We start from the raw sequence: 26,269 nt of genomic DNA on the forward strand, positions 1-26,269 counted from the left end.
AATTATCGCAAAAAGGTCGCTTTAGCGGCCTTTTTTGTTGCTGATTTTTACTATTAACAGTTGAGAATTATCTTAAAGCCATTACAATTCCAGCAACTTTTACTGTTTGGTTTTTTTATGTTTGCTGTTGAAAAAATTCGTGCTGATTTCCCACTCTTAACACAAAAAATAAACGACCAACCTCTTGTTTACCTTGATTCTGCTGCAACATCACAAAAACCCCAATCAGTTATTGCTGCGACAGAGCTTTTTTACACACAGCAGAATGCAAATGTTCATAGAGGTCGTCATTCACTCAGTGAACAAGCAACAACAGCCTACGAAAAAGCGCGTGATAAAGTTGCCCAATATTTTAATGTGCAAAGCCGTGAAATTGTTTGGACTAAAGGTGCTACTGAGGCATTAAACCTAATTGCTTGTGGATTAACTGAACAACTTGATAAAAATTCAAGTATCGTTATTACCCCACTTGAACACCATGCAAACATCGTCCCTTGGCAACAATTAGCACTTAAAACTGGTGCTAAATTACATATATTACCGCTTGAAGCGGATGCAACATTCAATATGTCAGCCTGTATTGAATTTTTAAAACAAATAAAACCAACCGTACTTGCGCTCACTCATGCATCAAATGCATTGGGGAATATAACAAACCTAAGCCCACTGCTTAGTACTGTAAAAGGTTTTAATACCATCACTGTCGTCGATGGTGCTCAAGGCGCGATGCACCTACAGCCTGATTTAAATATACTCGATTGTGACTTTTATGTGTTCTCTGCACACAAAATGCTTGGTCCAACTGGCGTGGGTGGCCTGTATGGTAAGTATGAGCGTTTAAACGCCTTACTGCCTTATCAAACGGGTGGAGAAATGATTGAAACGGTGAGCCTTTTCAACAGCACGTTTCGCGATGCACCTGCCAAGTTTGAAGCAGGCACACCAAATATTGCAGGTGTAATCGGGTTTTCTGCCGCATTAGATTATCTTTCTGAACTTGATAAAAATGCAGCCTACGACTATGAACAAGGGCTATTTAACTATGCGGTTAATAAATTAAACGAAATCGATGGCATCACAATTTACAGTAATTTAGAACATAATATTGGTACCATTTGTTTTAATTACAAAGACGAACACCCATTCGATATTGCGACATTACTTGATGGATTTGGTGTTGCCGTTCGTAGCGGCCACCATTGTACCCAACCTTTAATGGTACATCTGGGTATCAACGGCAGTGTACGGGCAAGTTTTTGTTTTTATAATACTCACCAAGATATAGATATTTTCATTAATGCTCTGCACGAATGCATCGCTTTATTAGATTAAAAGTAGATAAGCAATGAATAAAACGTTTAAAGAAATAGCACAAACCCTGAAAAATGCACCCGGCTGGCAACAAAAGTACCGTGAGATTATGTTACTAGGGAAACTATTACCGTCTATGCCTGACATTTTAAAAACACACGATGCACTTGTACCTGGTTGTGAGAGCAAAGTATGGTTGTATTTAGACTTTGACCTTGAAGAGAGCTGCATCGTACTTGTCGGTGATTCTGATACTCGGATCGTCAAAGGCTTATTAGCACTCATTTTGTCACTATATAATGGTTTAACACCTACGCAGATTCTATCAATTAATGCTTTTGAAGAGTTTGAGAAGCTTGGTTTGATTAGCCATTTAAGCCCATCTAGAGGGAATGGTGTTAAAGCCATTGTCGAGCGAATTCAAACAATGGCTGCACAAAAGTAGCTTTAAACTTGAACTAATCGTTGCTTTTTATCTAAATACTTACGAATTGCTTTGGCTGCAACAAAAAAGCCAAAGCTTCCTGTGATCATCGTCGCAGAGCCAAAGCCATTATTGCAATCCATATTCATGGAGCCATCAGCATTTTGTTTTGCATGGCAAACACTGCCATCACTGCCTGGATACACAAGTTGCTCTGTTGAATAAACACAATCGATATTAAACTTGCGTTTTGGATTGCTACTAAAGTTGTACTGTTTACGTAAAATATAGCGTACTTTAGCTAGCAGCGGATCTTGTGTTGACTTAGCAACATCACCAAACGTAATTTGACCAGGGTCAGTTTGCCCACCGGCGCCACCAGTAGTAATAATCGGCAACTTATTACGTTTACAGTGGGCAATTAATGCGGCCTTTTCTTTCACTGCATCAATGCAATCAATGACATAGTCAAAATTTTGAATATGTTCACGAATATTATCCAAAGTAATAAAATCATCGATAACAGTAATTTCGCATTCCGGGTTAATCAGTTGACACCGTTCTTTCATTGCATCAACTTTTGCTTCACCAATAGTTCCCGTTAATGCATGTATTTGCCGATTAACGTTCGTCGCGCAAATATCATCAAGGTCTATTAACGTTAGTTTACCAACACCCGTTCTAACTAATGCTTCAGCAGCCCAGCTACCTACGCCACCAATACCAATCACACAAAAGTGTGCATTTTGTAGCCATTCAAATTGTTGTTGCCCGTATAAGCGCTTTATACCGCCAAAGCGAATATCTATTACAGAGTCTGTCATTTACCAATCCAATTGCCATGGCTGCTGCCATGAATGAAAGTTTTCGTGTTTAGTAATTTGTGCAAATTGAGTATTGCTATTAGGTTCACAAATAAAACGATATAGCTCGTTATCCCAAAGAAAGCACAGTGCATAAGCATGCAAATATGTACGTTCAGCAATCGTGCCACCGTAAAGCGCATCACCTAAGATAGGCGCTGATATGCTTTTTAGAGCAACCCTTAATTGATGAGTTTTACCTGAGTAAGGTTTTAAAATAAAGCCGCGTAAATTAGCCGCAACACTCATCGAATAAAAACGAGTAATAGCCGGGTTTTCTGTTGTATTTAAAAGTTTATAGCTGCTACGGCGAGATTTGGCCATATCACCCTTTACCCAGCCTTGTTTTTTCTTAGGCTTTGCATCTGACAATGCCAAATAATATTTGTCTACTTCATGAGCAGTGAATTGCCGAGTAAACTCAGCTGCGGCCTCACTACTGCGCGCCAAAATAATTAAGCCAGATGTAACTTTATCTAAACGATGTACTGCATACAGTTTTTCATTTAACTGCTGCTGTGCAATCACAACAAATCCGGGCCCCTCTTCACTATGAAAGTTAAGCCCTGCTGGTTTTTCTATGACATAAAAGTCATTATGTTGCGCATGAACATGCAATGGGGTATGTTGTTTATCCACAATGTGTGTTGCTTCGTAAATAATTTACTACACGCGTTAAGTCTTCAGGTGTGTCAACACCTGCATGCGGTGCTATTTGTGCTTGCTCAATTTTTATTTGATGTCCATGGTAAAGCACCCGTAACTGCTCTAACGACTCAAATTGCTCAAGCGGCGAAGGTGTCAGTTTGATGTACTCTTTGATAAACCCAGCGCGATAAGCATAAATCCCCACATGACGCTGGTAATTTGCAGTATTAATTAAGTCATGGTTTGCTCTATCCATCATATTTGCACGATCAAATGGTATGCTTGAACGTGAAAAATACAAGGCATTTTTATTAACATCACTTACTACTTTAACCGCATTGGGATTAAATACATCCTCTATATCATCAATCGCAACACTGAGCGTGGCCATAGGTGCTATTGAATCAGCCAGTAGTGCAGCTACTTGTGTCACATTTTCGGGGGCTAAAAGCGGCTCATCACCTTGCACATTTACAACGATTGTATCATCTGGCAATGCCAATAAATCCATCACTTCTGCAAGGCGTTCTGTACCTGAGTGATGATCTTCTCGTGTGATAAGCACATCAGATGTAAAGGCTTTTACTGCATCAAATACTTTTTGATGATCGGTGGCAATAATTACTTTGCTGGCACCCGAAGCGATCGCTTTTTCGTACACATGTTGAATCATCGGCTTTCCACAAATATCAGCAAGTGGTTTGCCTGGTAGTCGAGTAGATGCAAAACGCGCCGGTATTACGACTACGAATTCCACTTGTCTACCTCGTCTTGGCTTAATTCACGCGCTTCGTTTTCAAGTAATACAGGGATGTCATCAACGATTGGGTAAGCAAGTTTTGCCGCTGTACTTATCAATTCATTATTTTCTTTATCTAAGCGCAACTTTCCTTTGCCTACAGGGCAAGCAATTATTTCAAGTAATTTTGTATCAAAGGCCATCAAGGATCCCTTTTTCTTTAAGTAATAAGTTTAGTTTGTTAATTACCGCAGTTGATGGTTTGGCATCAACAGGTAAAAAGTACCATGTTGGTTTTGCAAAAGTGTGGCATTTTACCGCATCTTTTTCCGTCATAAAAACGGCTTCTTCGTTATATTTTTCAAAATCAGTCACCGAATATGCATAGTGATCACGATAATGTACTGTTGATAGTAACTCTATACCTTGGGCTGTTAAGGTGCGTTCAAATCGTTTAGGGTTACCTATCGCGCTGACTGCATGCCCTTTTAGTAATGGTTGCTGTGCTTGTTTCCCGTTTGCTACAAGTAATAATGGCGACGCTTGAAGTTGATAATTAAATTCATGCTCTCCTCCATTTTCAATCACTAAATCAACCGCGTTTAAACGTTTTTGTGTTTCTCTCAATGGCCCCGCGGGCATTAATAAACCATTACCAAAACGTCGCTCGCTGTCTACAATACAACATTCAATACTGCGCGCCATTTTATAATGCTGCATGCCATCATCAGAGATGATAACGTCTAATTTATTTTGCGCGCAGAGCATTTTAATATTCTGTGTACGATCAGGTCCAACGACCACTGGACACCCTAATCGACGCTGGATAAGAACGGGTTCATCACCCGCTTGCTCACACGTAACCGTTTTATCAACATTCAGCGGATAAGAATCTGATTTCCCTCCATAACCACGACTTAAAACACCAACTTTTAAGCCTTTTTGTTGTAAATGCTGAACAAGCCAAATTACAAAAGGGGTTTTACCATTGCCGCCAACGCTAATATTGCCAACAACAATAACGGGCACTGCCCCTTGATATGATTTAAGCACACCTAATTTATAACAAAGTGTCCGCAAAGATGAAATAAGCCAAAATAAACCACTTAAAGGCAATAACAATAATGTTATTAAGCTAAATTTTTTATACCAACTTTGTTCAATTTTACTCACCCGTGTTCACCAAACTGCATTTTACATAAAGCAGCATAGGTACCATCTTTTGCAAGTAAAGACGGATGATCTCCACTTTCAATCACTTTCCCGTTATCAATTACATATATTCTGTCACTGTGTTCAATCGTTGATAAGCGATGGGCAATCACGATGGATGTTTTATTTTTCATTAACACATCTAATGCTTGCTGAATCAATTTCTCTGATTCAGTATCCAGTGCTGATGTCGCCTCATCTAAGATAAGAATTGGGGCATCTTTTAATATCGCACGCGCTATGGCAATGCGTTGGCGTTGTCCACCTGAAAGCATCACACCATTCTCACCTACCATCGTATTTAAACCATCAGGCAAGTCTTTTACAAATTCCCAAACATGCGCTTGTTTTGCAACAGCAAGTAGTTCGTCCTCAGCCAATTCACGTGAAATACCATAGCTAATATTATTCGCTATGGTATCGTTGAATAACACAACTTGCTGTGATACCAATGCAAACTGTTTACGCAAGTCAGCCAATTTGTAATCACAAAGCGCTACACCATCTAATAGTATTTCACTCGGCTGTTGTAAATCGTAATACCGTGGTAAAAGGTTAGAGATAGTCGACTTACCAGAACCAGAACGCCCAACTAACGCGATCCTCTCACCTGCTTTTATTGTTAAAGACAAATCATGTAATACAGCTTCATCTTTGGTCGGATACTTAAATGTTACATTTTTGACTTCAATTAACCCATGTACTTTATCTACAGTAACTGTCCCTGTGTCTTTCTCAATATCTTGATCCAGTACTAAAAAGATACTTTGCGCCGCAGAAATGCCACGTTGTAAGTCACTATTAACATTAGCTAGTTGTTTTAATGGCCGTAAAAGCATCATCATTGAAGATATCAACACCATAAAATCACCAGACGTAATGGCGTCAATCATTGATGGCATTGACACTATCCATAAAATAACAGCCATTGCACTGGCCGCTAAAATTTGGATAACTGATACACTTACAGCTTTAGTCGCATCCATTTTAATGCGTTGTTGGCGATTATGATTATTAACTTTGGCAAACTGCGCTATTTCTTGTTGTTGGCCACCAAAACCATGAATAACTTTATGACCGCTTAGCATTTGTTCTGAGCTACGGGTAACTTGTCCCATTGCGGATTGAATATTCTTAGAGATATGGCGAAAGCGTTTTGAAACTACAGATACAATAATCGCAACCAAAGGAATAATAACTAAAAAGATTAAAGACAATTTCCAACTGGTATTAAACATCACGGCCAATAAAAACACCACAAAGGCACCTTCACGCACAACGACTAACAATGCTTTTGTTATTGCTTGTTGGACTTGTTCGGTATCAAAGGTAATTTTTGAGATCAAATCGCCCGTTGAATTTTGATCATGAAATGACACAGGTAAATGAAGAATATGTTCAAACAATTGCTGACGTAATGAACGTACGACCTGAGAGCCTACATAGCTCAAGCAATAAGATGACATATAATTAAAAACCCCTCGTCCGATAACGAGTGCAATAACTACAAAAGGTGCGTATTTTAAAACATCGCTATTTCGCTCATTAAGTCCCTGATCAATAAAAGGTTTCATTAATTGAATAAATAAAGCATCCATCGCTGAATAGCCGATCATGCCTACCACGGCTAAGATTGCAACGCTTTTATAATCACCCACATACGTCAATAAACGCTTATAAATTTGTGATGTAGTTTGATCCATAACACTCTCTAATTCATAGTCTATGGGTATTGTAGCCTCCAGCAACATAAAACTAAACTCAATCTTTTAGAAACCAATAACTTTCATCCCTTGCAACGCGAACACGGTAACTATTTTGATAAAAAAGGATCTGTACTTGCCCTTGCGTACCTGTAACATGTTGCTTTATTTGTTTGTTACTATAGCGCTCAATAACCTCAAAATGAGGAAGTTGCCACTGCCCCTTATACGCACTGGAATGAATAACAACATCGGGCGACACCGCGTCGATAAATTCTTCACTTGAAGAGGTATTGCTCCCGTGATGCGGACTTAATAACACAGTACTTTTTAGATCTAAATTTTCAGATAACAGTTCATTCTCACGCGCTATTGAAATATCGCCAGGTAATAACACACTAAAATTGCCATCACTAATTTGAATGACACAAGAGTTATCATTATCTGAGCTAAAATTTCCTTTATTCTCAATGACATTAATTTTTAAACTATGAAAATCATAACTACCAGCAAGACATATTTGCTCCACTCCTTCTGGTTGTAATAAATTAAACGTATCCGCGTAACCATGTTTTAACCAGTGATTTAGTCCTCCGGCATGATCCTTATCCATATGACTAATAACTGTATACTCAACCTCAATATCATTATTTTTTAGATAAGGAATTAACGTACTTTCTATTCGACTGAATTGATTAAAATATATAGGGCCTAGATCATACATAAAACCTTTATTCTGTATCGTTATTAGTGCCATGGTGCCATGCCCTACATCGAATATATCTACTTGCCAACGAGCCCTAGCTTGTAATAATTCATCAACTAGCACCAGACAAAAAGGGAATAGCCCAATAATAAAATACCGCGGGAATAGGTAAATAATTGTGGCGCTTACGTAGCAGCCTAATACTATTGCGAGTTTTGGTTTTGTCGTGTCATACCAGCGGTAATCTACAGGGATAGTTAAAAGTAGTTGATACATTTCAAACAATAAAAAATCAAATAGCGCTATAAGCTCACGTACTTCTACAAAAAAACTTAGCAAGCTAATAAAAACCAAGCAAGGCATAATAACGATACTAAGCAGTGGTATAGCTATTAAATTTACTGCTAAGCCAATAAAGCTTACTCCACCAAAGTAATGCAAGGATAGCGGTAACAAGCCGATTGTTAATGCTAACTGTATAATAACCAGCATTTTAATTGTTGTAAAAAAGTTAGCTGGAAAACGTGTTCTTACAGTAAATATTAAGAAGATAATAGCCACTGCTATGAATGAAAAATATATCCCAGGACTCAATAAGCTAAATGGATCAATTACAAGCACACACACTAACGCAAACAAAATACTCCGCCATTTTAATGTTTGCTTAGAGCAATAATAAACAAGTAAATAACAACCTAGCATTATTAATGCACGCGTAGCTGAGACTAAAAAATCACTTAAATAAACATAACAAAATGCTAAACTAAACCCACAAAAGCTATAGATCACTGATAAATTAAGTTTTTGACTAAATAACTTTATAAAACACGATACGAAGGTTTTGCTAACAAAAAAGCCAATACTGAAAATTAAACCTATATGTAAACCTGAAATAGCAAGTAAATGACTCAATCCAAACTGCTGTAATTCATTTTTTTGCTCGAACGACATTAAACTTCTTTCCCCAGTCAATAGTGCATAGTAAAGCCAATTAAGTTGAGTCACTTGGTAAGTTTGCTTAATAAAATCACGGTAGCTTTGTCGTAATGTTGCCTTAGGCCGCCGCGTAATTTGAATATCACTGCCTATCTGCTTTGCTTTATAAAATAAACGCTGGCTAAAAGCATGCTGCTCTTTATCAAAAACATCAAAATTTTTCTGGCTACGGTATTGAACCAATTTAAGCTTAGTGGTGATGCTATCTCCAATAGATAGCAATTCATCTACCTTTAAACTCACTAACGCCAGGGGGGGCTTAATTTTTGATACGTTTTTCTCGTGAATTGATTCAATTTCAACTTTTAAATAATACGCATCACGTCTTGAAATTACCTCTACAACTTTAAATGTACTTAGTCGCGATTGATTTTCGTGCAACTGTTCCGCGTTAATTGAATAAAAGCTATAAAAATGTACCCAAACACATAAAATTGAGCAAATAAAACCTAACAATACAGGTAAAAACGGCTTAAAATACAAGCTCGCAATTGTTAAAGATGAAGCGAAGAGAATAAACACAAGGGTCTGATAATAAAAAACGGTTATTAAACAACCTACAACAAACCCAATGCTTAACCACACAGATGTAAATGGTTGCTTTAAATGGCTAAAAAAACGATCCAACGGTTTTTACCCGATCACAATACAGTTAAACATCACAAATTTTTAAAAATTTTTGGTCGTTTATTGCATGATGCTAATTTGTGGCATTTAAATCGACGCTCTGCGCGAGGTGCATTTGCAGTTGGCTTATTTTTCGCATTCATCCCTGTTCCTTTTCAAATGGTTTTGGCTGCAGCGTTAGCCATTCCTTTACGTGTAAACCTACCGATTTCTGTTGCCGTAGTCTGGATCACAAATCCTTTAACCATGCCGCCTATTTTCTACTGTTCTTATTTAGTCGGAGCAATTGCTTTAGGGCATCCTGAGCAACATTTTGCATTCGAACCAACTTGGCAGTGGTTTATTGAGAGTTTGACGACCATAGGTCCTGCCTTTTTAGTTGGTTCTATTATTTGTGCCAGTATGGCGGCAATACTCGGCTATTTTGGTGTTGATTTACTATGGCGTCGCTCTGTACGTAAAGCTTGGTTGAATCGCCATAAATAAATTCATCTATAAACAGTTATTAACACACTATTATTAATATTCAATTTTTGGTTCTTTTAAATCCTGTTAATTGAATAATAATAAAGTATAGAACAAAAAAGCCCTCCTTATAAAAAGGAGGGCTTTTTTGTTTAAATCACTCTGTGATAATTACTTATCACATAAGATTTCTCTTAACGAAATACGCGGCGTAAACCCACTAATGGTAACAATAATAATGTATACCAAGGGAAACTTGCAGATTGGCGCTCGTAAGTCTCGGTTGCAGGATCAGAACAACTTTCAACTTCACCATTAATTGGAGTCAATTTAACGGGAACAGATACACTTTCGTATTCAATGTCCCCGTTAGTATCTCTGACAACGCCACCTAGTGAATCAGTTTTTTCAACTGTTTTTGTTGCAACACCGAAAATTTCATTATTATTATTGATAACTCGTGCTTCAGAAACAGTATATTTATACCTTGTTTCACCATCAAGTTCATAACAAGGTAATAAATCATTCAAATTAGTAATTTTATCATCACCAATTTTATATAAAAAAGCCTCTCGGCGGCGCGTCGATGTATTATAAACATCCGTTTCACCTTCGCCTACTATATAGCCATTATCATTTATACTATTAGCGAATGAGCTTGAGCTACTAAAGTAGTCCGTAGGGAACACTGTGCTGTTGCTCGCTATATCATGATAAAAAAGTTTGAAACGTTGCGCGCCATCAATTTGTTTTGATGCAAAGCCTGCTATAGTATTATTTTCATTAATCGCCAATGCTTTACCAGCAAACCAACCGTCTTCCTGGTTAAGTATCTCAACTACTTTGCCATCTTTATAATACACTGGCAATGATATAATGGTGCTAGCTCTATCGTAATAGCGAACATCAGAATAACCAGCAGCAACGCCTTTATCATTTACTGCAATTGCATTACTAATCAATGCCGACTTTTCATCATCTGTTGGTGTTAAGCCTAATCCTAGCGTTTCCGTCTTTATAATATTAAGATTATCATCTAAAGTCCACGCAACAGCACGGTTATCATATAGCTCACCATTAGAGCCTCTATCTATAGATTCAATACAGACGGAAACAGGCGCATCTTTCCCATCGCATCTATCATCAATATTTTTTTGACGATCAGCTGAAATCCCTGTAGAAACTTGACCAACAACAATGTATCCCGAATTTGTTTTAACAATATCATTGGCGAGACTATAGCCACCATGCTCTATAAATTCAGGAACTAAAGGGACTTCTGCACCAGAAGGTGAGAAAATAAGGCCTCGCGCAATAAAATCACGAGTAAACTGTGTTTTCTCTTCTGTTTCTCCATCTGGAGTAAACGTTGTTTTATCGTAAGGCGCTGTAGCCCAACCAACAGAAACACCGTCTTCTGCAACTGAGTTGTAAAAGTTAGTTACAGAGCGAGTTAAACCATCGTAATCAACTGATTCAATATCAAAAAATACTTGCTCTTGTGTGCCACCTTCTAAGTAGTTCACACCGATTGAACCACCAAGCTTTTGATAGTCCGGATTATTTACTTGTGATGCAAGGAATGAAAGCATAAAAGTATGGGCGTCAGGGTTAAGCGCAGCCGCATTCTCATTTTTTATTTCATCAAGCGTAAACGTTATTTCTTTGTTAATATCTTCATAGTTAGTCTTAGTATTGCTATATGCCGTCTTGATTAAATTGTCTTCAAAATCAATATAACTAACATCTATTGGTAACTTATAAAGAGCATTAGCAAGCCCAATCACATGGCCGCTATCACTTACGTCTGTCACATAATTATATTTAGCTCCATCATACGACTCTAATTCCGTTAGTTTATACGTTGCACTGAGTGCCGATGTGCTGATCGTCGCTAAAATACTGGCAGCGAGTAATTTATATTTCATTTTAGTCCTTACTACTGATTCTTTAAATCTTCAAGTTCTTCCCAGCGCTCCAAAGCGGCTTCGAGGTCAGACTCAAGTTGTGCTAAATGGTTCAATTGTTTCGTCGTTTCACTGGCATCTTGCTTAAAAAAATCACCATCATTGACAACAATTTGCTGAGCTTCAAGCGCTTTTTCTATTTTTTCCAGCTTACTAGGTAACTGTTCCAGTTCAAGTTTTAATTTGTAAGATAATTTATTACTTTTGTTATCATTTTTTACCACAGGTGTAACAGGCGCTACTTCTACCTTTTTAATAACAGGTTGCGTATTTTTTTTCTGCTCATCAGCTAAATAATTAACATAAGCTTCATAGTCGCTATAACCACCAACGATATCGGTAATAACGCCATTCCCCTCAAATGCCCACACACTCGAACAGGTATTATCAATAAACTCTCTGTCATGACTTACAATTAAAACAGTACCTTGATATTGATTAATAATATCTTCTAATAATTCAAGTGTTTCAATATCCAAGTCATTGGTTGGCTCATCGAGCACTAAAATATTTGAAGGTTTTAAAAATAACTTGGCTAATAATAAGCGATTTTTCTCACCACCTGATAGCGCTTTAACTGGAGTACGAGCACGTGCCGGTGGGAATAAGAAATCTTGTAAATAGCCAAGTACATGACGTGAACGACCATTCATCATCACTTCTTGCTTACCTTCGGCGACGTTATCTTGCACTGTCGCCTCTTCATCAAGTTTTTGACGGTATTGATCAAAATAGGCAAACTCTAAATTAACACCTTGCTTAACAATACCTCCATCCGCTTCTATATCACCAAATAGTAGTTTTAATAAGGTAGTCTTACCAATACCATTTGGCCCTACAAGTCCAATACGGTCACCACGCATTACTAGTGTTGAGAAATCATTAGCAATTACTTTGTCTTTATTGAACGCATGATTTAAGTGCTTAGCTTCAAATACCAATTTGCCTGATCTGTCAGCCGTTTCAATATTGAAATCAGTTTTACCAACTTGATCAACACGTTGCTTACGTTCATTACGTAATTGCTTTAACTCTCGAACGCGTCCTTCATTACGTGTTCGACGTGCTTTAACGCCTTGGCGGATCCACGTTTCTTCTTCAGCTAAACGTTTATCAAATAATGCGTTTTGTGTTTCTTCAACTTTTAAATCGTGCGCCTTTTGTTCTAAATAAGTCGCGTAATCACCTGGGTAAGAAATTAATTTACCACGGTCTAAATCTAAAATACGTGTTGCAACAGCACGAATAAAAGCACGGTCATGAGAAATAAAGACAATTCCGCCTTTAAACTCTTTTAAAAATTGCTCGAGCCACATGACGCTTTCCATATCTAAATGGTTGGTAGGCTCATCGAGTAATAATAAATCAGGCTCACTGACAAGTGCACGTGCAAGGGCGACTTTGCGTAACCAACCACCTGAAAGTGATTCAAGTTTTGCATCAGGAGAAAGCTCTAACTGTGTAAGCACTAATTGAATACGGCTATCAAAGCGCCAACCATCTGCGGCTTCCAATTGATTTGATAAACGCTCAAGTTTATTTAGCAACTTGTCTGTACAGTCAGTTTGTAACTCAGTACTAACATGGTGAAAATCAATTAATAAATTGGCAATTTCAGGCATCCCTTGAGCAACATAATCGAACACCGAGCCACTGGCTCCTTTTGGTGGATCTTGCTCTAAACGAGATATTTTGATACTACCTAACTGATTTATTTCACCATCATCTAAAATCACTTGGCCATCAAGCACTTTTAAAAGCGTTGATTTACCAGCACCATTACGGCCAACAACACACACTCGTTCGCCAGTTTCAATGACAGCGTCTGCATTATCTAAAAGTGGATGCGTGCCATATGCGAGTTGAGCTTTAGAAATTCTAATTAAATCCATACTATCTGTTTACTCTTATTCTGTTTGCGTAAAAAACTGACGCACATCTTGCGCAGTAAAAGGCCAAAAAAATTGTTGGCCTCGTTCGCTTTCTAAAACCGGTATGCTGGTCTGATATTTTGAAATTAGCGTTTCATCGCTCATAATATCAATTAGCTGTAATGAATCATCATCTGGCAACGGCGTAAGCAAAGCATGTGCTTGCTCACATAAATGGCAGCCATCTGTATGATATAAAATCCATTTAGCCATGGGTAATCAACCAGCTATTATGTATTCTTTTATTGCGTTTAAAGTCAGGTGAAATCGTTTTCTCAGAAATATTAACCGCTTTTAATCCTAAGCCAATTAAACCGACTTCATCCATTGTAAAGCCACGCATATTGTTCGAGAAAATCAACGTCCCTGATGGACTGAGGATTTTTTTAACCCATGTCAGTAATTTAATATGATCATTTTGCACATCAAAGGCATCTTTCATACGTTTTGAATTGGAAAATGTAGGGGGATCTAAAAATATCAAATCATATTGACTGGTTGCATGCTCTAACCATTTCAAGCAATCAGCTTGCTCAAAGCGGTATCGCGTATTACTAATATTATTTAAATCAAAGTTATCTTGGCCCCATTTTAAATAGGTTTTCGATAAATCCACAGTCGTAATTGCTTTAGCTCCACCTAATGCAGCATGTACAGAAGCTGTACCTGTATAAGCAAATAAATTCAAGAAGCGCTTATCTTTTGAATTTTCTTGAATATAACGTCGTGCTAAACGATGATCTAAAAACAGCCCCGTATCTAAGTAATCAAATAAATTAACTTTAAACTTAGCACCAAATTCTTCGATAACTTGAGTACGATTTTGCTTTGCCATTGGCGTGTATTGTTCTTCGCCTTTTTGCTTTTTACGGACTTTTACGGCAATGTTTCCTGGCGCAATATTAAGCTGCTGTGCGGTCAATGAAATAACGTCTTGAAGACGCTTATGTGCCGTCACATCGTCAATTTCTTTTGGTGCAGCGTATTCAAATATGACTGCTGAATCACCATAAATATCAACGGCAACATTGTATTCAGGGATATCAGCGTCGTACACGCGATATGCGTGTATATCATTTTGTTTAAGCCAATTTTTTAAACCTTGCTTATTCTTTTTAACGCGGTTAGCAAACGACATTGAACCTTCAAAGTTCAATGCTGGTTTATCTTCCGTTGTTAAGCTTACTTGCTTATCGTCAAGTTGATATAAGTTAAGTACCACATCAAGCGGGCCATTTTTAAATTTATAGCGTTTGAGTTTTACTAACTTGAGTAGTTTAAATAAACTCTCATCCATACCTAATAACGCAAGTTTCCAATGATTAAAGTGTTTTTTAAATCCAGTCCCTAAACCACTGTGTAAACTAACTAACTCAGCCATAGAGCCGATACGTTCACCATACGGTAAATTTGAAATGACCACACCCGGCAATTTTGCCACTGAGGTCAACTTGGTCGCATCGCTTTGTTTAAACTTGATCACATCGCCTAAATCAGCTCTACGGGCATTATCCACCGCTTTGCTAAGTACGTTAGAATCATTATCATGACCTATAAGCCATAGTTTAGGATCGGTAATTTGCGAGGTAAGTTGTTCTTTTAATTCTCTGTATTTAGCAACACGAAAGCTTGGTAAGCGCTCAAAAGCAAAACCTTCTCGGAATAAACCCGGAGCTTCATTGCGTGCCATACCTGCAGCTTCAATTAGAATAGTACCAGCACCACAACATGGATCAAATAACGGCTGTTGAACATTTTCAAGCCAACCACTGCGTTTAATCAGTGCGGCTGCTAAATGTTCTTTTATCGGTGCCTTGCCTTGGCCTTCACGATAACCACGCTCAGATAAACGAGGACCTGAATAATCAATATACATCGCCACGCCTTGGCGCGATAGCCGTGCAACAACACGCACATTGGCATTTTGTTTATCTACATTTGGGCGCTGTTCGAAAAGGTCATTAAAATAATCCACAATAGCGTCTTTAATCACAAGCCCTGAGAACTGGGTATTTTTCAATGAATCATTTGTTCCATTGAAATCAACAGCAAATGTTTGTGTAGGGCCGAACCATTCTTGCCAAGGTTGCGAACGAGCAAAATTGTAAAGACTCTCTTTGTCATCTACGCCTTCTTTCTCTTCGATCAACATCAGAACACGCGTTGCAAAGCGGCTCATTAAACAAACTTTTTGTGCTAATGTAGTGTCGGCGTCAAAACGCACAGAACCCACTGTTTGCTTGGTGACAGTTGCACCAATTTCAGTAAGTTCATCAACCAATAAATTTTCGATTCCGATCGAAGTAAGCGCGATAAATTGCAAAGTAATAACCCTTAATAGCTAATTGCGCAGGATTATACCATAGGTTGACTGACAAACACGTGATAATGGGAGGAACTGCAAAAAATATGCTTAGGCAGTTTTACTATTTTGGGCGTGGTTATAAATTGGAAAAACACGGTTATTGAGCACTCGAATAGCTTCAAATTGGTTAAGGCTTAGATTTTCATCTAATTTAAAACACTCTGACAAACTAATGCATAAAGATGCTTCTTTACAATGATCAACGATCAAAAACTCACCACTTTGAGCTGCCGACTGTAGCTTTATAACAGCTTCAACACTCGGTTCTGCTCCGGTGTAAGTTTCAAAAAACCAACTTTTTGCAAGCATTGGCTTTAAATAAAATTTTGCTGCGGTTGCATTGAGTGCAATTTGACATAGCTTTGCTGGTTGCCAAATATTAAAACCATCAAGATATTGATATACTTGCTGATAAAATGCGGCATCTTCTAAACTAAAATTAGGTTGAGTAAGTACAGAATCAGTCAATTGACGGAGTTTATAAGGCGTGCACAGCTGCATATCTTGGTCTAAATCAACCAATAAACGGTTCCGTACTTGACAAGCAACCCACTGCCATTGCTTTGATGCTTGTAACATGCTCTCCTTTAGCTCCCAGAAATTAATTACACGAATAATGAAGTATAGCGGCTTTTGATCATTTACACTATGTTTGCTTAGAACATTTAATGAACGATCAAAAGCTTAGATAACGGATCCTTATAAGTCGTTAAGGATCGTTTTAACTAATTGCGGACCTTTATAAATAAATCCAGTGTAAACCTGTAATAAATCGGCACCCGCCTCTAACTTTTCTTTCGCGCTTGGCGCATCATCAATACCACCAACACCTATAATTGGTAACGCTCCACCTGTTAGTCGCTTTAGTTCCTTCACGACATGAGTTGAACGTGCCCGCACTGGTTGGCCTGATAATCCACCCGCTTCATCAGCATATTGCTGTCCATGGACAGAAGCTCGCTCTAATGTAGTGTTCGTCGCTATTACACCATCTATTTTATTATTCAGTAAAGACTCACTTACTTGCCTAATTTGAACCTCATCAAGGTCAGGGGCAATTTTAACCAACATAGGAACTTGTTTACCGTGCTTTGCGATTAAATCGAGCTGTTCGTTCTTTAGGCTTTGCAATAAATCATCAAGCGCTGCACCATACTGTAAATCACGAAGTCCCGGCGTATTTGGCGACGATATATTAACGGTAATGTATGAGGCATGCTCAAATACCTTACGCATGCAATGTATGTAGTCATCTTTACCCTGCTCATTTGGTGTGTCTTTATTTTTACCAATGTTGATACCTAAAATACCGTCGTATTTTGCAGCTTTAACATTAGCAACGAGATTATCAACACCTTTATTGTTAAAGCCCATGCGGTTAATAATTGCATTAGATTGTGGCAAACGGAAAATACGTGGTTTGTCATTCCCGACTTGTGGGCGTGGGGTAACCGTACCAACTTCCAAAAAACCAAAGCCCATTTGCGCAAATGCATCAATACACTGCGCATCTTTATCTAGCCCAGCAGCAAGCCCAACAGGGTTTTTAAATTGTAAGCCTAGAAACTCAACAGGATGATCTGTCACCGATTGCGACCATGCAGCACTAAATGGGGTATTGCTAAAGCGACGTAAATTATGAAGTGCGAATTCATGGGCCCATTCCGCATCACGGGTGAACATAAAACGGCGAGCTAGATCGTAAAACATAAAAGAATCCTCTATATAAAAAAATACCCCAGACTAGGCTGAGGTATTGTATAACAAATTTAACTATTAACTCATTATTTTCACGTAAGAAAAATATAAGTTAAGCTAATTGTTTATTTTCCTGATGTATCGCAATTATGACTAAGTAACATAAGTTCGCGAAGTGCAACAGAAAACTTAGCAAAGTCGTGACTTTGTGATGTTTTAAATTCTGCAAGCATTTGCTTCCAACGTTGCAATAATTGCTCTTGCGTGTCCATCCACTGATCTATTTGACCATCAACATCCTTATTGTCACCTTCAAAGCCATTTAACACAACTTCAGCAAGTGTACGTTGTTGCCAATCAAGCTCTTCTCGATATGATGCACGAGCAAGTGCTTGCCAATGATTTGCAACTGGTTGATTTGTAATTTGATCAAGGAACCAATGTAAGCCCATACGCGCACCAAGCTTAAAGTACGTGTTAGACACCATATCAATGCTTCGCCCTGAGTTATTTGCCACTTCAGCTAAATCCATAATTGAGAATAAGCTTGAAAGCGCGACAATACGATCAGCAAGTGCAACTGGCACACCATTATCAACCAGCTTTTCTGCTGATTTGGCTAAACGTTCAGCTTCTTTATCAACCATGTAGGTATTTAAGTTAGTACTTAAATCTGCAAATGTTGGTGTGAAGAATTCAATTGCTTGCTCAATCGTTTGGGCTTTATTGCGATGACGTAAGAACCAACGTGTTGTGCGACGAACTGTTCGGCGTAATTGATATAGCATTTCCGTTTGAACAGCAGCCGGTACTTTGTTATCAAGTTCCACTATCGATGACCATGTATCACGCATCTGGAAAACTTCCGTTGCGATTGAATAGCACAACGCAATTTCAGATTCAGTTGCTCCAGTCTCTTCATGCATACGGACCATGAAATTAAGACCCATATCATTTACGATATTATTAGCTAGTTTGGTCGCAATAATTTCTTTACGCAGTGGGTGATTATCCATCGCACCGTTAAATTTTTCACGTAATGGTAATGGGAATGACTTCACCAATAACTGACGATAATACGGATTCTCTGTAATGTCATCAGTAACTAATGACTCTTTAAGAACCATTTTTGCGTACGATACCAACACAGATAACTCTGGACGAGTCAAATCTTTACCCGCGGCAGCACGTTCAGCCAATTCTTCATCACTTGGAATAAATTCAATGGCACGATTTAGCTTACCATCTTTTTCAAGCGCATGAATAAAGCGTATTTTTTCTTTAAGCGTTGATGAACCCTTAGATTGAGTAATTGACAGCGTATGCGTTTGACGATAACAATCTTTCAACACCAATTCAGAAACTTCATCAGTCATTGAGTACAGCAGTTCATCACGTTGTTTACGTGTTAAATCACCTGACGTTACCAACCCATTAAGAAGGATTTTAATGTTCACTTCATTATCTGAACATGCAACCCCACCCACATTATCGATAAAGTCAGTATTAACGCGACCGCCTTTAGCCCCGAATTCAATACGGCCTAACTGCGTAGCACCTAAGTTACCACCTTCGCCAAGTACTTTCGCACCAAGCATTGCACCATTAATGCGCAATGCATCGTTAGCACGATCGCCTACATCTGCATCACTTTCTTTACTGCTCTTAATGTAAGTACCGATGCCACCATTCCACAGTAGATCAAATTCCATCATCAAGACTGCTTTGATCAATTCATTTGGTGTCATGCTGGCTTTTTTAGTACCCAACATTTTTTTCATCTCTGGGCTTAGTGTGATTGATTTCGCTGCGCGAGAGAAAACACCCCCACCGGCTGAGATTAATTCTTTATTGTAATCTTCCCATGAAGAGCGTGGTAAATTAAATAAACGCTCACGTTCAGGGTATGATGTTGCTGAATCTGGCGTTGGATCAATAAAGATATGCAAGTGGTTAAATGCTACTTGTAAACGAATATGTTTAGATAACAGCATACCGTTACCGAATACATCTCCCGCCATATCCCCTATTGCCACTACAGTGAAATCAGTTGTCTGGCAGTCAATATCCATTTCACGGAAATGACGTTTAACTGATTCCCACGCACCTTTTGCTGTAATACCCATCTTCTTATGGTCATAACCTACTGAACCACCTGAAGCAAATGCATCGCCCAGCCAGAAGTTATATTCGTTTGCAATTCCATTAGCAATATCAGAGAACGTCGCAGTACCTTTATCGGCTGCAACTACTAAGTAAGCATCATCTTCATCATGGCGAACAACATTTTGCGGTGGGACAATCTCACCCTGAACAATGTTATCGGTAACGTCTAATAAACCACGAATAAAGATTTTGTAACATTCTTGGCCTTCTTTAAAGAATGCATCACGCTCAGCTGGCAATTGCTTACACACAAAGCCACCTTTAGAGCCTACAGGAACGATTACTGTATTCTTTACTTGTTGCGCTTTTACTAAACCAAGGACTTCTGTTCTGAAATCTTCGCGACGGTCAGACCAACGTAATCCTCCACGAGCAACTTTACCGCCACGTAAGTGAACACCTTCAACACGAGGTGAGTAAACGAATATTTCAAATGCCGGTAATGGTAATGGCATATCTGGGATCAAACTTGGTTTAACTTTAAACGATACATACGATTTAAATTGACCAGTCTCATCTTTTTGGAAGTAGTTAGTACGCAGTGTTGCAATGATCATATCAACATATAAACGAATAATACGGTCATCATCTAAATTAGCGACGTTTTCAAGTTCTAAATATACTTGAGCAATTAATTTATCAAGTGTTTTAACACTCGCAGGGCTTTTTACAGAAAACTTTTTAGCGAATAGATTAACTATTTGCGTAGCAATATGTGGGTAGTTCGCAAGCGTACTTTCGATATAGCTTTGTGAGAAAGTAACACCGACTTGACGCATATATTTTGCATACGCACGTAATATTGATGCTTCACGCCCTGTTAATCCACCCATTAATACAAGCCTGTTAAAGCCATCATTTTCTAAACGATTATTCCAAACACTTGTTAATGCAGCGCGAAAACGTGCCGATATTTTATCGAAATCAGCAATCCCTTTGCTATCAAGTAGCATTGAAAAGTCCATGATCCAGTTGATACGACCATCGCTGGTTTTAACTGAATAAGGTGTTTCACCAATTACGCGCAAGCCAAAATTTTCAAGCATTGGCATTACATCTGACAAATGGATTGGCTCATCTTTATGGAATAAGCTCAAACGTACAATATTGCTATTTGCTTCTTCTTGTGGACGATAAAACTGCATTTCCAGCTTATTATCATCGTTCAATAATTCAAGTTTCTCAATATCAACAACTGCAGCACTTGGTAATACTTCATCTTTATATGAACGCGCGAATGCATTAGCATATTTACGATTTAAATCGTTACCACGCGCTTCACCAGCCGATTCTAATAGCGCTGATTGTAATTTATCTTCCCAAGTACGAGCTGCTTCTATTAAATTATTTTCAATGTCTTTCACGTTATATTCTATATTGTTGTCAGTCACACGTACGGTATAATGAGTACGCGCCAGTGTTGACTCAGAGAAGAAAGTAGTAAATTCGACTTTATCGTCAGAATTAAATGCATTACCTAAAATACCTTGAGTTTCGCGACGTAACGCTGTGTTATAACGCTCTCGAGGAACATAAACCATACAAGAGAAAAAGCGACCATAAGCATCTTTACGAACAAATAAGCGACACATATCACGTTCTTGCACTTGTAAAACACCCATTGCAACTTCAAGTAACTCGCCTTCTCGGGCTTGAACAAGTTCATCGCGTGGATACGTTTCAAGAATATTCAAAACTGCTTTATAAGCATGCGTACCTTTTGCAAAATCACACATATCCATAATACGCGTTATTTTACTTTTAAGGACTGGAACATCAGTAGCACTGTTGTTATAAAAGCTTGATGAGAACAAACCAATAAAACGATCTTCACCTATCACATTTCCTTGCTCATCAAAACGCTTAATACCAACATAATCGATATAAGCCGGACGATGAACACGCGACACGGAGTTCGTTTTAGTTAAAATAAGTAAGTTAGTGCTACGCGCTTCTTGGCGAGCAACTTCTGGTAACTCTGAAAGTAAACGTGAATGCTCTTCGGTTGAATTTTTCATCAAACCAAGACTACTTTCCATTATTCCTTTTAATTGATAATCACCTTGAACAGGAGATAAATCATACTGACGATAACCCATTAACGTGAAGTTATCTTTTACCAACCAGTCTAAAAACTCGACTGTCTCTGCTACTTCATTTGCATTTTTATTATGGTGACGTTTTGGTAAATCTTTACTGACTGCAATTAGTTTTTCACGGATCGGCTGCCAATCTTCTACCGCTGTCGATACATCCGTTAATACAGACTCAAGCTCTTTTTTAAACGAGTCAATCACTGTCGAATCTGTTTGGCGATCAATTTCAATAAAAAACACTGTTTTTGTTGAACTCGATTCTTGCTCTGCTTTTAAATTAGACAAAGCTGATATTTTAGTGTTTTTATCGCGTTGAATTTTAAGTGGGCTATGTAGTAGCAAGTGAGATGCGATGTTTTCGCGGGTCATCGCCATACGTACGGAATCAACTAAAAATGGCATATCTTTAGCGATAATTTCGACGATTGTATGCGATGACTGCCAGCCATCTTTTGCTACTTCAGGATTGAAAACGCGAATAACCGCATCATCAGAGGTATTTTTTTCCAGCGAGTTCCATAGGCTAAGTGCAGCGCCATATAAGTCACTATCATTGCGATGTGCCAAATCTTCTTTAGACATATTGCTGTACAAGGATTTGGCGAATTTCTCAACGAGTAACACATTATCAGCGTGAACTTTTTTCTGGATCAGCTTACAGACATTATCTAAGATAACCGAGGCTTGCCCTTCATTTCGTGTCATTACATGTTCCTTAAATCTATACCATCTAAATTAGATGGGAAATTTGTACAGCAATTTAATTGTGTGGAGTCAGGCAAATTCTAACCCTTTTAAAATTAATAAACAGCCCTTTCGATGAAAACATTTTAAGCATTTCAGCTATTTGGTCATCTATTCACAAATTATAGATATAAATGGCCATTACTGACCATTTAGAAGCACAATTATTCACATTATTTTTTCTGGTCAGTCCAGAGTAAACTACCTATTGCAGGTAAAAGCAGTACTGCACCTAGCATATTGACCAAAAACATAAAGGTTAACAAAATTCCCATATCCACCTGAAACTTCAAATCAGAGAAAATCCATGTGCTCACACCAATTGCAAGTGTAATACCTGTAAATAAAACAGCGCTGCCACGTTCAACTAGTGCATTTCGATACGCAATAGGTAACGCAACCCCCTGCTTTAATTGGCCCATCATCGAGGACAAAATATAAATTCCGTAATCAACACCTATACCCACTCCTAACGCGATCACAGGCAATGTTGAAACGGTCAACCCTATTTCTAATTGCACCATTAGGGCTTGTGCAAGGGTTGATACAATATATAACGGAAGTACAACAGCAATAGTAGCTTTAACACTTTTAAAGCTTATCAAGCATAAAATGATAACCGCACCATAAACATAAAGCATCATAGGCAATTGAGCAGCTGAAACCGACTCATTCGTTGCCGCCATTACACCAACAGGCCCAGATGCTAATTTGAATTGTAAGGTATCTGTTTGCTCCTCAATGGCAAACTGCTTCACACTTGCAATTACATTATCAATAGTCTCTGCTTTATGGTCATCTAAAAAGATGATTACAGGCATTACTGAACAATCACCATTAAGTAACCCAGTACTGGTTTCAACACGAGCCGTAGACTGGACTAAGCTAGCCGTATTGCGAGGCAATGTTTGCCATTTAAGATTACCTTCGTTGTAACCTGCATTAACTGATTGAGCGACTGAACTCAAGCTTACAGCTGACTGTACACCTGCCAGATTTTCAACTTTATACTGAAAGCGACTAATACGCTCCATCACATCATGATCTGTACACGCTGCTGGATAGGCCTCAACTAACACTTTTAATATGTCAGACGAAATAGTGTATTTATCCGATATTAAGAAGGTGTCTTGGTTGTAACGTGCATCTTGATGAAGCGAAGGTGCACCTGCATGTAAATCGCCAATACGCATTTTATCTGCTTGCCAGTAACCCAATGCAAATAATACCAAGGTAAATACAATAATAAGCTTAGCCCACTTTGGATCTGTCGCTTTTACTAAAACCTCACGAATTGAGTCAAGTATGTTTGGTTTATTTGTATTACCTTTTTGAATTTTAACTGAGTTTTCAAAATGCATATAGGATGCCCAAACAGGCAGTAAGATTAAATTAGTGAAAATAATGACTGCAACACCTAAACTTGCTGTTATAGCTAACTCGCGGATAATACCAATATCAATAGTGAGAAGCGTTAAAAAGCCAACAGTATCTGAAAGCAGTGCAATCCCACCAGGAACTAACAAGGAGCGAAAACTTGATTGACAACATAAACGTGTGCTCGCACCTTCGAGTACCTTTTTACCAATCGCATTAATCATTTGCACGCCATGACTAACACCAATAGCGAAAACCAAAAATGGTACTAAAATAGACATTGGATCAAGACCAAAACCAAGGCTAGATAAAATCCCTAATTGCCAAATCACCGCAATAATTGAACATGCAATCGGCAGTATTGTGAGCTTTAAGCTACCACAAAATAACCAAACCATGATGAAAGTAAAGGCGATTGCGATTGCAAAGAATAAAACAACACCTTTCGCACCTTCAGCAATATCGCCAGCCATTTTAGCAAAGCCAATTATATGAATGCTGACAGTTTCAGTGCTTAGCGGTTGACGAATTTCAGTTTCTAATTTTTGAGCGAATGCCAGGGTATCCAATTTTTCTTGAGTTTGCGGATCAGTTTCCAATAGTTGAGCACTCACCATTGCACATGAGTAATCGGATGCGATCATACGACCTACAACTTTAGCCTTCTCAATATTTTCTTTTACAACTGCCAGCCCACGCTCATCTGCTTTGAAATTTGCAGGGATAATTGGCCCGCCTGCAAAACCATCTTCAACAACTTCAACAAAACGTGCACTTGGTGAAAAAATTGAGTTTACTAGAGGTCGATTAATTCCCGGTATAAAATATAGCTGATCATGCACTGCTTTTAACTGCGTAAAAAATTCAGGGTTAAATATATTACCGCTATCATCACATACAGAAATTAAAATACTATTTGCTCCACCAAACTGTTTTTCATGTTTGGTATACACTTTCATATAGTCGTGATTAAGCGGAATATTTTTATTAAATGAGGCATCTAATTGGATGTTAGTCGCTTTGAAAGCTAAAAAGCACGTTATCAAAATAAAGCTGATAAGCATAACCAAACGGTGACGAAAAACGGCCTTCTCTAAAAAATCTAAAATACTGTGCATTACGGAGTTATCCTCTTCACTTTAATACCATTTTCTGAGGCCATAACTAATTGTTGCTCAAAAATCACGGCATCTAAAATGGCTTTACCATCCGGCAATTGTTCTACTTGTAACTGGCTGTCTTTATAATGAAAAATGACACCACTATTAGCCAATAACAACCAGTTACCCTTATCATCATGGATAATACTATTAACTGTAGCCGTTTTAATATTTTCGATAGGCTGCCACATTACATCCCCATGACGGCTAAATATATTGCCACGCAATCCTGCAACTAACTCTTCGTTTTGTTCATTAATGCCATAAGCAAAGAAAGACCCTGGATAAATTTCATCATCGCGTTGCCAAGTTTGACCATTATCAAGGCTATGAGCAAGTAGACCCATCTCCCCTACTAAAACAAGCTTTTCATTAGTGGCAACAATACGATTAAAATGCGGTAAAATTGAAGCGGTTTCAGCTTCATAAGCCTGTGGATCCGATTCTTTTAGATCATTCAAGTAATCACGATCATCTTCAAATAATAATGTATCTAAAAAGCGTTTCTGCCATTGCTTTCCGCCATCATGTGTTTCATAAAACATGCCATAGGCGCCTACAGCAAAACCATGCTGCGCATCTTTAAACAATATATCGAGGCATGGTTTATCTAATGTCGCATTACTATATTGAAGCTGCCAATCATCACCCCCATTATCTGTATTTATAATGGTCGCATCATGCCCACAAGCCCAACCATTTTGAGTATCGACAAAATTGACCGCAGTGAGTAAGACTTGTGTTGGTACGTTAGCCTGCTCCCAATTTTTGGCGTCTGGACTCGTTATGACTGTTCCGTGTTTACCAACAGCGACTAATTGATCACCATTGAACTCAATATCTGTAAGGAGCGTTTTATCAGCTTTAATTGCACTAATAGCGTAAAGCGGATCAGCCGCTAATGAATGGGCAGTAAAACAAGCGAGGGAACTAAAACCTGCAAAAAGCAAATACTTCATAAATTTAAATCGCCTTGAGGAGACTGTGTTTGTCTAATAAAACTAGCAATTGGGTGTTCTAGTACGTGTCACGAAGACAAACGCGATTTGATAGAAAAGGCACCTAACCGAT

Annotated in this window: 19 protein-coding genes; 3 read left to right on the forward strand and 16 right to left on the reverse strand. The window is 38.3% G+C overall.

Annotated elements, in window-relative coordinates:
• Positions 1–117 precede the first annotated feature (117 nt).
• Positions 118–1,332: a SufS family cysteine desulfurase gene (locus HH219_RS10330; protein WP_054453068.1), complete on the forward strand. Its 1,215-nt coding sequence runs from the start codon at positions 118–120 to the stop codon at positions 1,330–1,332.
• Positions 1,333–1,345: 13 nt separating this feature from the next.
• Positions 1,346–1,756 (forward strand): SufE family protein, encoded by a 411-nt coding sequence (locus HH219_RS10335; protein WP_054204716.1) that lies wholly within the window; start codon positions 1,346–1,348, stop codon positions 1,754–1,756.
• Positions 1,757–1,758: 2 nt separating this feature from the next.
• Here the strand turns inward: HH219_RS10335 and tcdA are convergent, their stop codons facing one another.
• The 7 genes from tcdA to HH219_RS10370 are packed head-to-tail and all read right to left on the reverse strand — an operon-like array spanning position 1,759 to position 9,187.
• A complete protein-coding gene (gene tcdA, locus HH219_RS10340) occupies positions 1,759–2,559 on the reverse strand; it encodes a tRNA cyclic N6-threonylcarbamoyladenosine(37) synthase TcdA (protein WP_054204717.1) in 801 nt (266 codons plus the stop codon).
• Complete coding sequence (locus HH219_RS10345; RefSeq protein WP_054204718.1) at positions 2,560–3,237, reverse strand: TIGR01621 family pseudouridine synthase; 678 nt, start codon at positions 3,235–3,237, stop codon at positions 2,560–2,562. It abuts the gene before it with no gap.
• Positions 3,230–4,003, reverse strand: coding sequence for a 3-deoxy-manno-octulosonate cytidylyltransferase (gene kdsB, locus HH219_RS10350; protein ID WP_054204719.1), 774 nt, complete (start codon positions 4,001–4,003; stop codon positions 3,230–3,232). Before kdsB ends, HH219_RS10345 begins: the two co-directional genes overlap by 8 nt.
• Positions 3,991–4,188, reverse strand: coding sequence for a Trm112 family protein (locus HH219_RS10355; RefSeq protein ID WP_054204720.1), 198 nt, complete (start codon positions 4,186–4,188; stop codon positions 3,991–3,993). The genes kdsB and HH219_RS10355 overlap by 13 nt, the downstream gene beginning before the upstream one ends.
• Positions 4,178–5,158 carry a tetraacyldisaccharide 4'-kinase gene (lpxK, locus tag HH219_RS10360; protein WP_169327396.1) on the reverse strand — a complete coding sequence of 327 codons (981 nt, stop codon included), beginning with the start codon at positions 5,156–5,158 and terminating at the stop codon, positions 4,178–4,180. The genes HH219_RS10355 and lpxK overlap by 11 nt, the downstream gene beginning before the upstream one ends.
• Positions 5,155–6,900, reverse strand: coding sequence for a lipid A export permease/ATP-binding protein MsbA (gene msbA / locus HH219_RS10365; protein ID WP_054204722.1), 1,746 nt, complete (start codon positions 6,898–6,900; stop codon positions 5,155–5,157). The genes lpxK and msbA overlap by 4 nt, the downstream gene beginning before the upstream one ends.
• Before the next feature lie 58 nt (positions 6,901–6,958).
• Positions 6,959–9,187, reverse strand: coding sequence for a DNA internalization-related competence protein ComEC/Rec2 (locus HH219_RS10370; protein ID WP_349251614.1), 2,229 nt, complete (start codon positions 9,185–9,187; stop codon positions 6,959–6,961).
• 21 nt (positions 9,188–9,208) lie between these two features.
• Here HH219_RS10370 and HH219_RS10375 point away from each other — a divergent pair, with 21 nt between their 5' ends.
• On the forward strand, positions 9,209–9,715 hold the full coding sequence (locus HH219_RS10375) for a DUF2062 domain-containing protein (RefSeq protein WP_054204724.1): 507 nt from the start codon (positions 9,209–9,211) through the stop codon (positions 9,713–9,715).
• Positions 9,716–9,888: 173 nt separating this feature from the next.
• Here the strand turns inward: HH219_RS10375 and HH219_RS10380 are convergent, their stop codons facing one another.
• The 9 genes from HH219_RS10380 to HH219_RS10420 form a co-directional block, all read right to left on the reverse strand.
• Positions 9,889–11,622, reverse strand: a complete 1,734-nt coding sequence (locus HH219_RS10380; RefSeq protein ID WP_169327398.1) for a DUF3466 family protein — start codon at positions 11,620–11,622, stop codon at positions 9,889–9,891.
• 11 nt (positions 11,623–11,633) lie between these two features.
• A complete protein-coding gene (locus HH219_RS10385; protein ID WP_169327399.1) occupies positions 11,634–13,553 on the reverse strand; it encodes an ABC transporter ATP-binding protein in 1,920 nt (639 codons plus the stop codon).
• A 15-nt stretch (positions 13,554–13,568) separates the two neighbouring features.
• Complete coding sequence (locus HH219_RS10390; RefSeq protein WP_169327400.1) at positions 13,569–13,805, reverse strand: glutaredoxin family protein; 237 nt, start codon at positions 13,803–13,805, stop codon at positions 13,569–13,571.
• Complete coding sequence (gene rlmKL / locus HH219_RS10395; protein WP_054204728.1) at positions 13,798–15,915, reverse strand: bifunctional 23S rRNA (guanine(2069)-N(7))-methyltransferase RlmK/23S rRNA (guanine(2445)-N(2))-methyltransferase RlmL; 2,118 nt, start codon at positions 15,913–15,915, stop codon at positions 13,798–13,800. Before rlmKL ends, HH219_RS10390 begins: the two co-directional genes overlap by 8 nt.
• Before the next feature lie 90 nt (positions 15,916–16,005).
• Positions 16,006–16,536 carry a cell division protein ZapC domain-containing protein gene (locus HH219_RS10400; RefSeq protein ID WP_169327401.1) on the reverse strand — a complete coding sequence of 177 codons (531 nt, stop codon included), beginning with the start codon at positions 16,534–16,536 and terminating at the stop codon, positions 16,006–16,008.
• Positions 16,537–16,656: 120 nt separating this feature from the next.
• On the reverse strand, positions 16,657–17,667 hold the full coding sequence (gene pyrD, locus HH219_RS10405; RefSeq protein ID WP_169327402.1) for a quinone-dependent dihydroorotate dehydrogenase: 1,011 nt from the start codon (positions 17,665–17,667) through the stop codon (positions 16,657–16,659).
• Positions 17,668–17,780: 113 nt separating this feature from the next.
• Entirely contained in the window at positions 17,781–22,622 is a 4,842-nt protein-coding gene (locus tag HH219_RS10410) for an NAD-glutamate dehydrogenase (RefSeq protein WP_169327403.1), read from the reverse strand.
• A gap of 212 nt (positions 22,623–22,834) precedes the next feature.
• A complete protein-coding gene (locus tag HH219_RS10415; RefSeq protein WP_169327404.1) occupies positions 22,835–25,156 on the reverse strand; it encodes an MMPL family transporter in 2,322 nt (773 codons plus the stop codon).
• Positions 25,156–26,157, reverse strand: a complete 1,002-nt coding sequence (locus HH219_RS10420) for a YCF48-related protein (RefSeq protein ID WP_169327405.1) — start codon at positions 26,155–26,157, stop codon at positions 25,156–25,158. Before HH219_RS10420 ends, HH219_RS10415 begins: the two co-directional genes overlap by 1 nt.
• Positions 26,158–26,269: the final 112 nt, after the last annotated feature.

Origin of the sequence: Pseudoalteromonas sp. NEC-BIFX-2020_015, assembly GCF_012952265.1 — a bacterium.
GTDB classification, from domain to species: Bacteria; Pseudomonadota; Gammaproteobacteria; order Enterobacterales; family Alteromonadaceae; genus Pseudoalteromonas; species Pseudoalteromonas neustonica.

What these genes read in the sequence shown, in the direction of transcription:
- HH219_RS10330 (WP_054453068.1), top strand. Translation starts at nt 118, where the DNA reads ATGTTTGCTGTTGAAAAAATTCGTGCTGATTTCCCACTCTTAACACAA.
- HH219_RS10335 (WP_054204716.1), top strand. Translation starts at nt 1,346, where the DNA reads ATGAATAAAACGTTTAAAGAAATAGCACAAACCCTGAAAAATGCACCC.
- tcdA (WP_054204717.1), bottom strand. Translation starts at nt 2,559, where the DNA reads ATGACAGACTCTGTAATAGATATTCGCTTTGGCGGTATAAAGCGCTTA.
- HH219_RS10355 (WP_054204720.1), bottom strand. Translation starts at nt 4,188, where the DNA reads ATGGCCTTTGATACAAAATTACTTGAAATAATTGCTTGCCCTGTAGGC.
- msbA (WP_054204722.1), bottom strand. Translation starts at nt 6,900, where the DNA reads ATGGATCAAACTACATCACAAATTTATAAGCGTTTATTGACGTATGTG.
- HH219_RS10375 (WP_054204724.1), top strand. Translation starts at nt 9,209, where the DNA reads ATGGCTAAAAAAACGATCCAACGGTTTTTACCCGATCACAATACAGTT.
- HH219_RS10380 (WP_169327398.1), bottom strand. Translation starts at nt 11,622, where the DNA reads ATGAAATATAAATTACTCGCTGCCAGTATTTTAGCGACGATCAGCACA.
- HH219_RS10385 (WP_169327399.1), bottom strand. Translation starts at nt 13,553, where the DNA reads ATGGATTTAATTAGAATTTCTAAAGCTCAACTCGCATATGGCACGCAT.
- HH219_RS10390 (WP_169327400.1), bottom strand. Translation starts at nt 13,805, where the DNA reads ATGGCTAAATGGATTTTATATCATACAGATGGCTGCCATTTATGTGAG.
- HH219_RS10400 (WP_169327401.1), bottom strand. Translation starts at nt 16,536, where the DNA reads ATGTTACAAGCATCAAAGCAATGGCAGTGGGTTGCTTGTCAAGTACGG.
- pyrD (WP_169327402.1), bottom strand. Translation starts at nt 17,667, where the DNA reads ATGTTTTACGATCTAGCTCGCCGTTTTATGTTCACCCGTGATGCGGAA.
- HH219_RS10410 (WP_169327403.1), bottom strand. Translation starts at nt 22,622, where the DNA reads ATGACACGAAATGAAGGGCAAGCCTCGGTTATCTTAGATAATGTCTGT.
- HH219_RS10415 (WP_169327404.1), bottom strand. Translation starts at nt 25,156, where the DNA reads ATGCACAGTATTTTAGATTTTTTAGAGAAGGCCGTTTTTCGTCACCGT.
- HH219_RS10420 (WP_169327405.1), bottom strand. Translation starts at nt 26,157, where the DNA reads ATGAAGTATTTGCTTTTTGCAGGTTTTAGTTCCCTCGCTTGTTTTACT.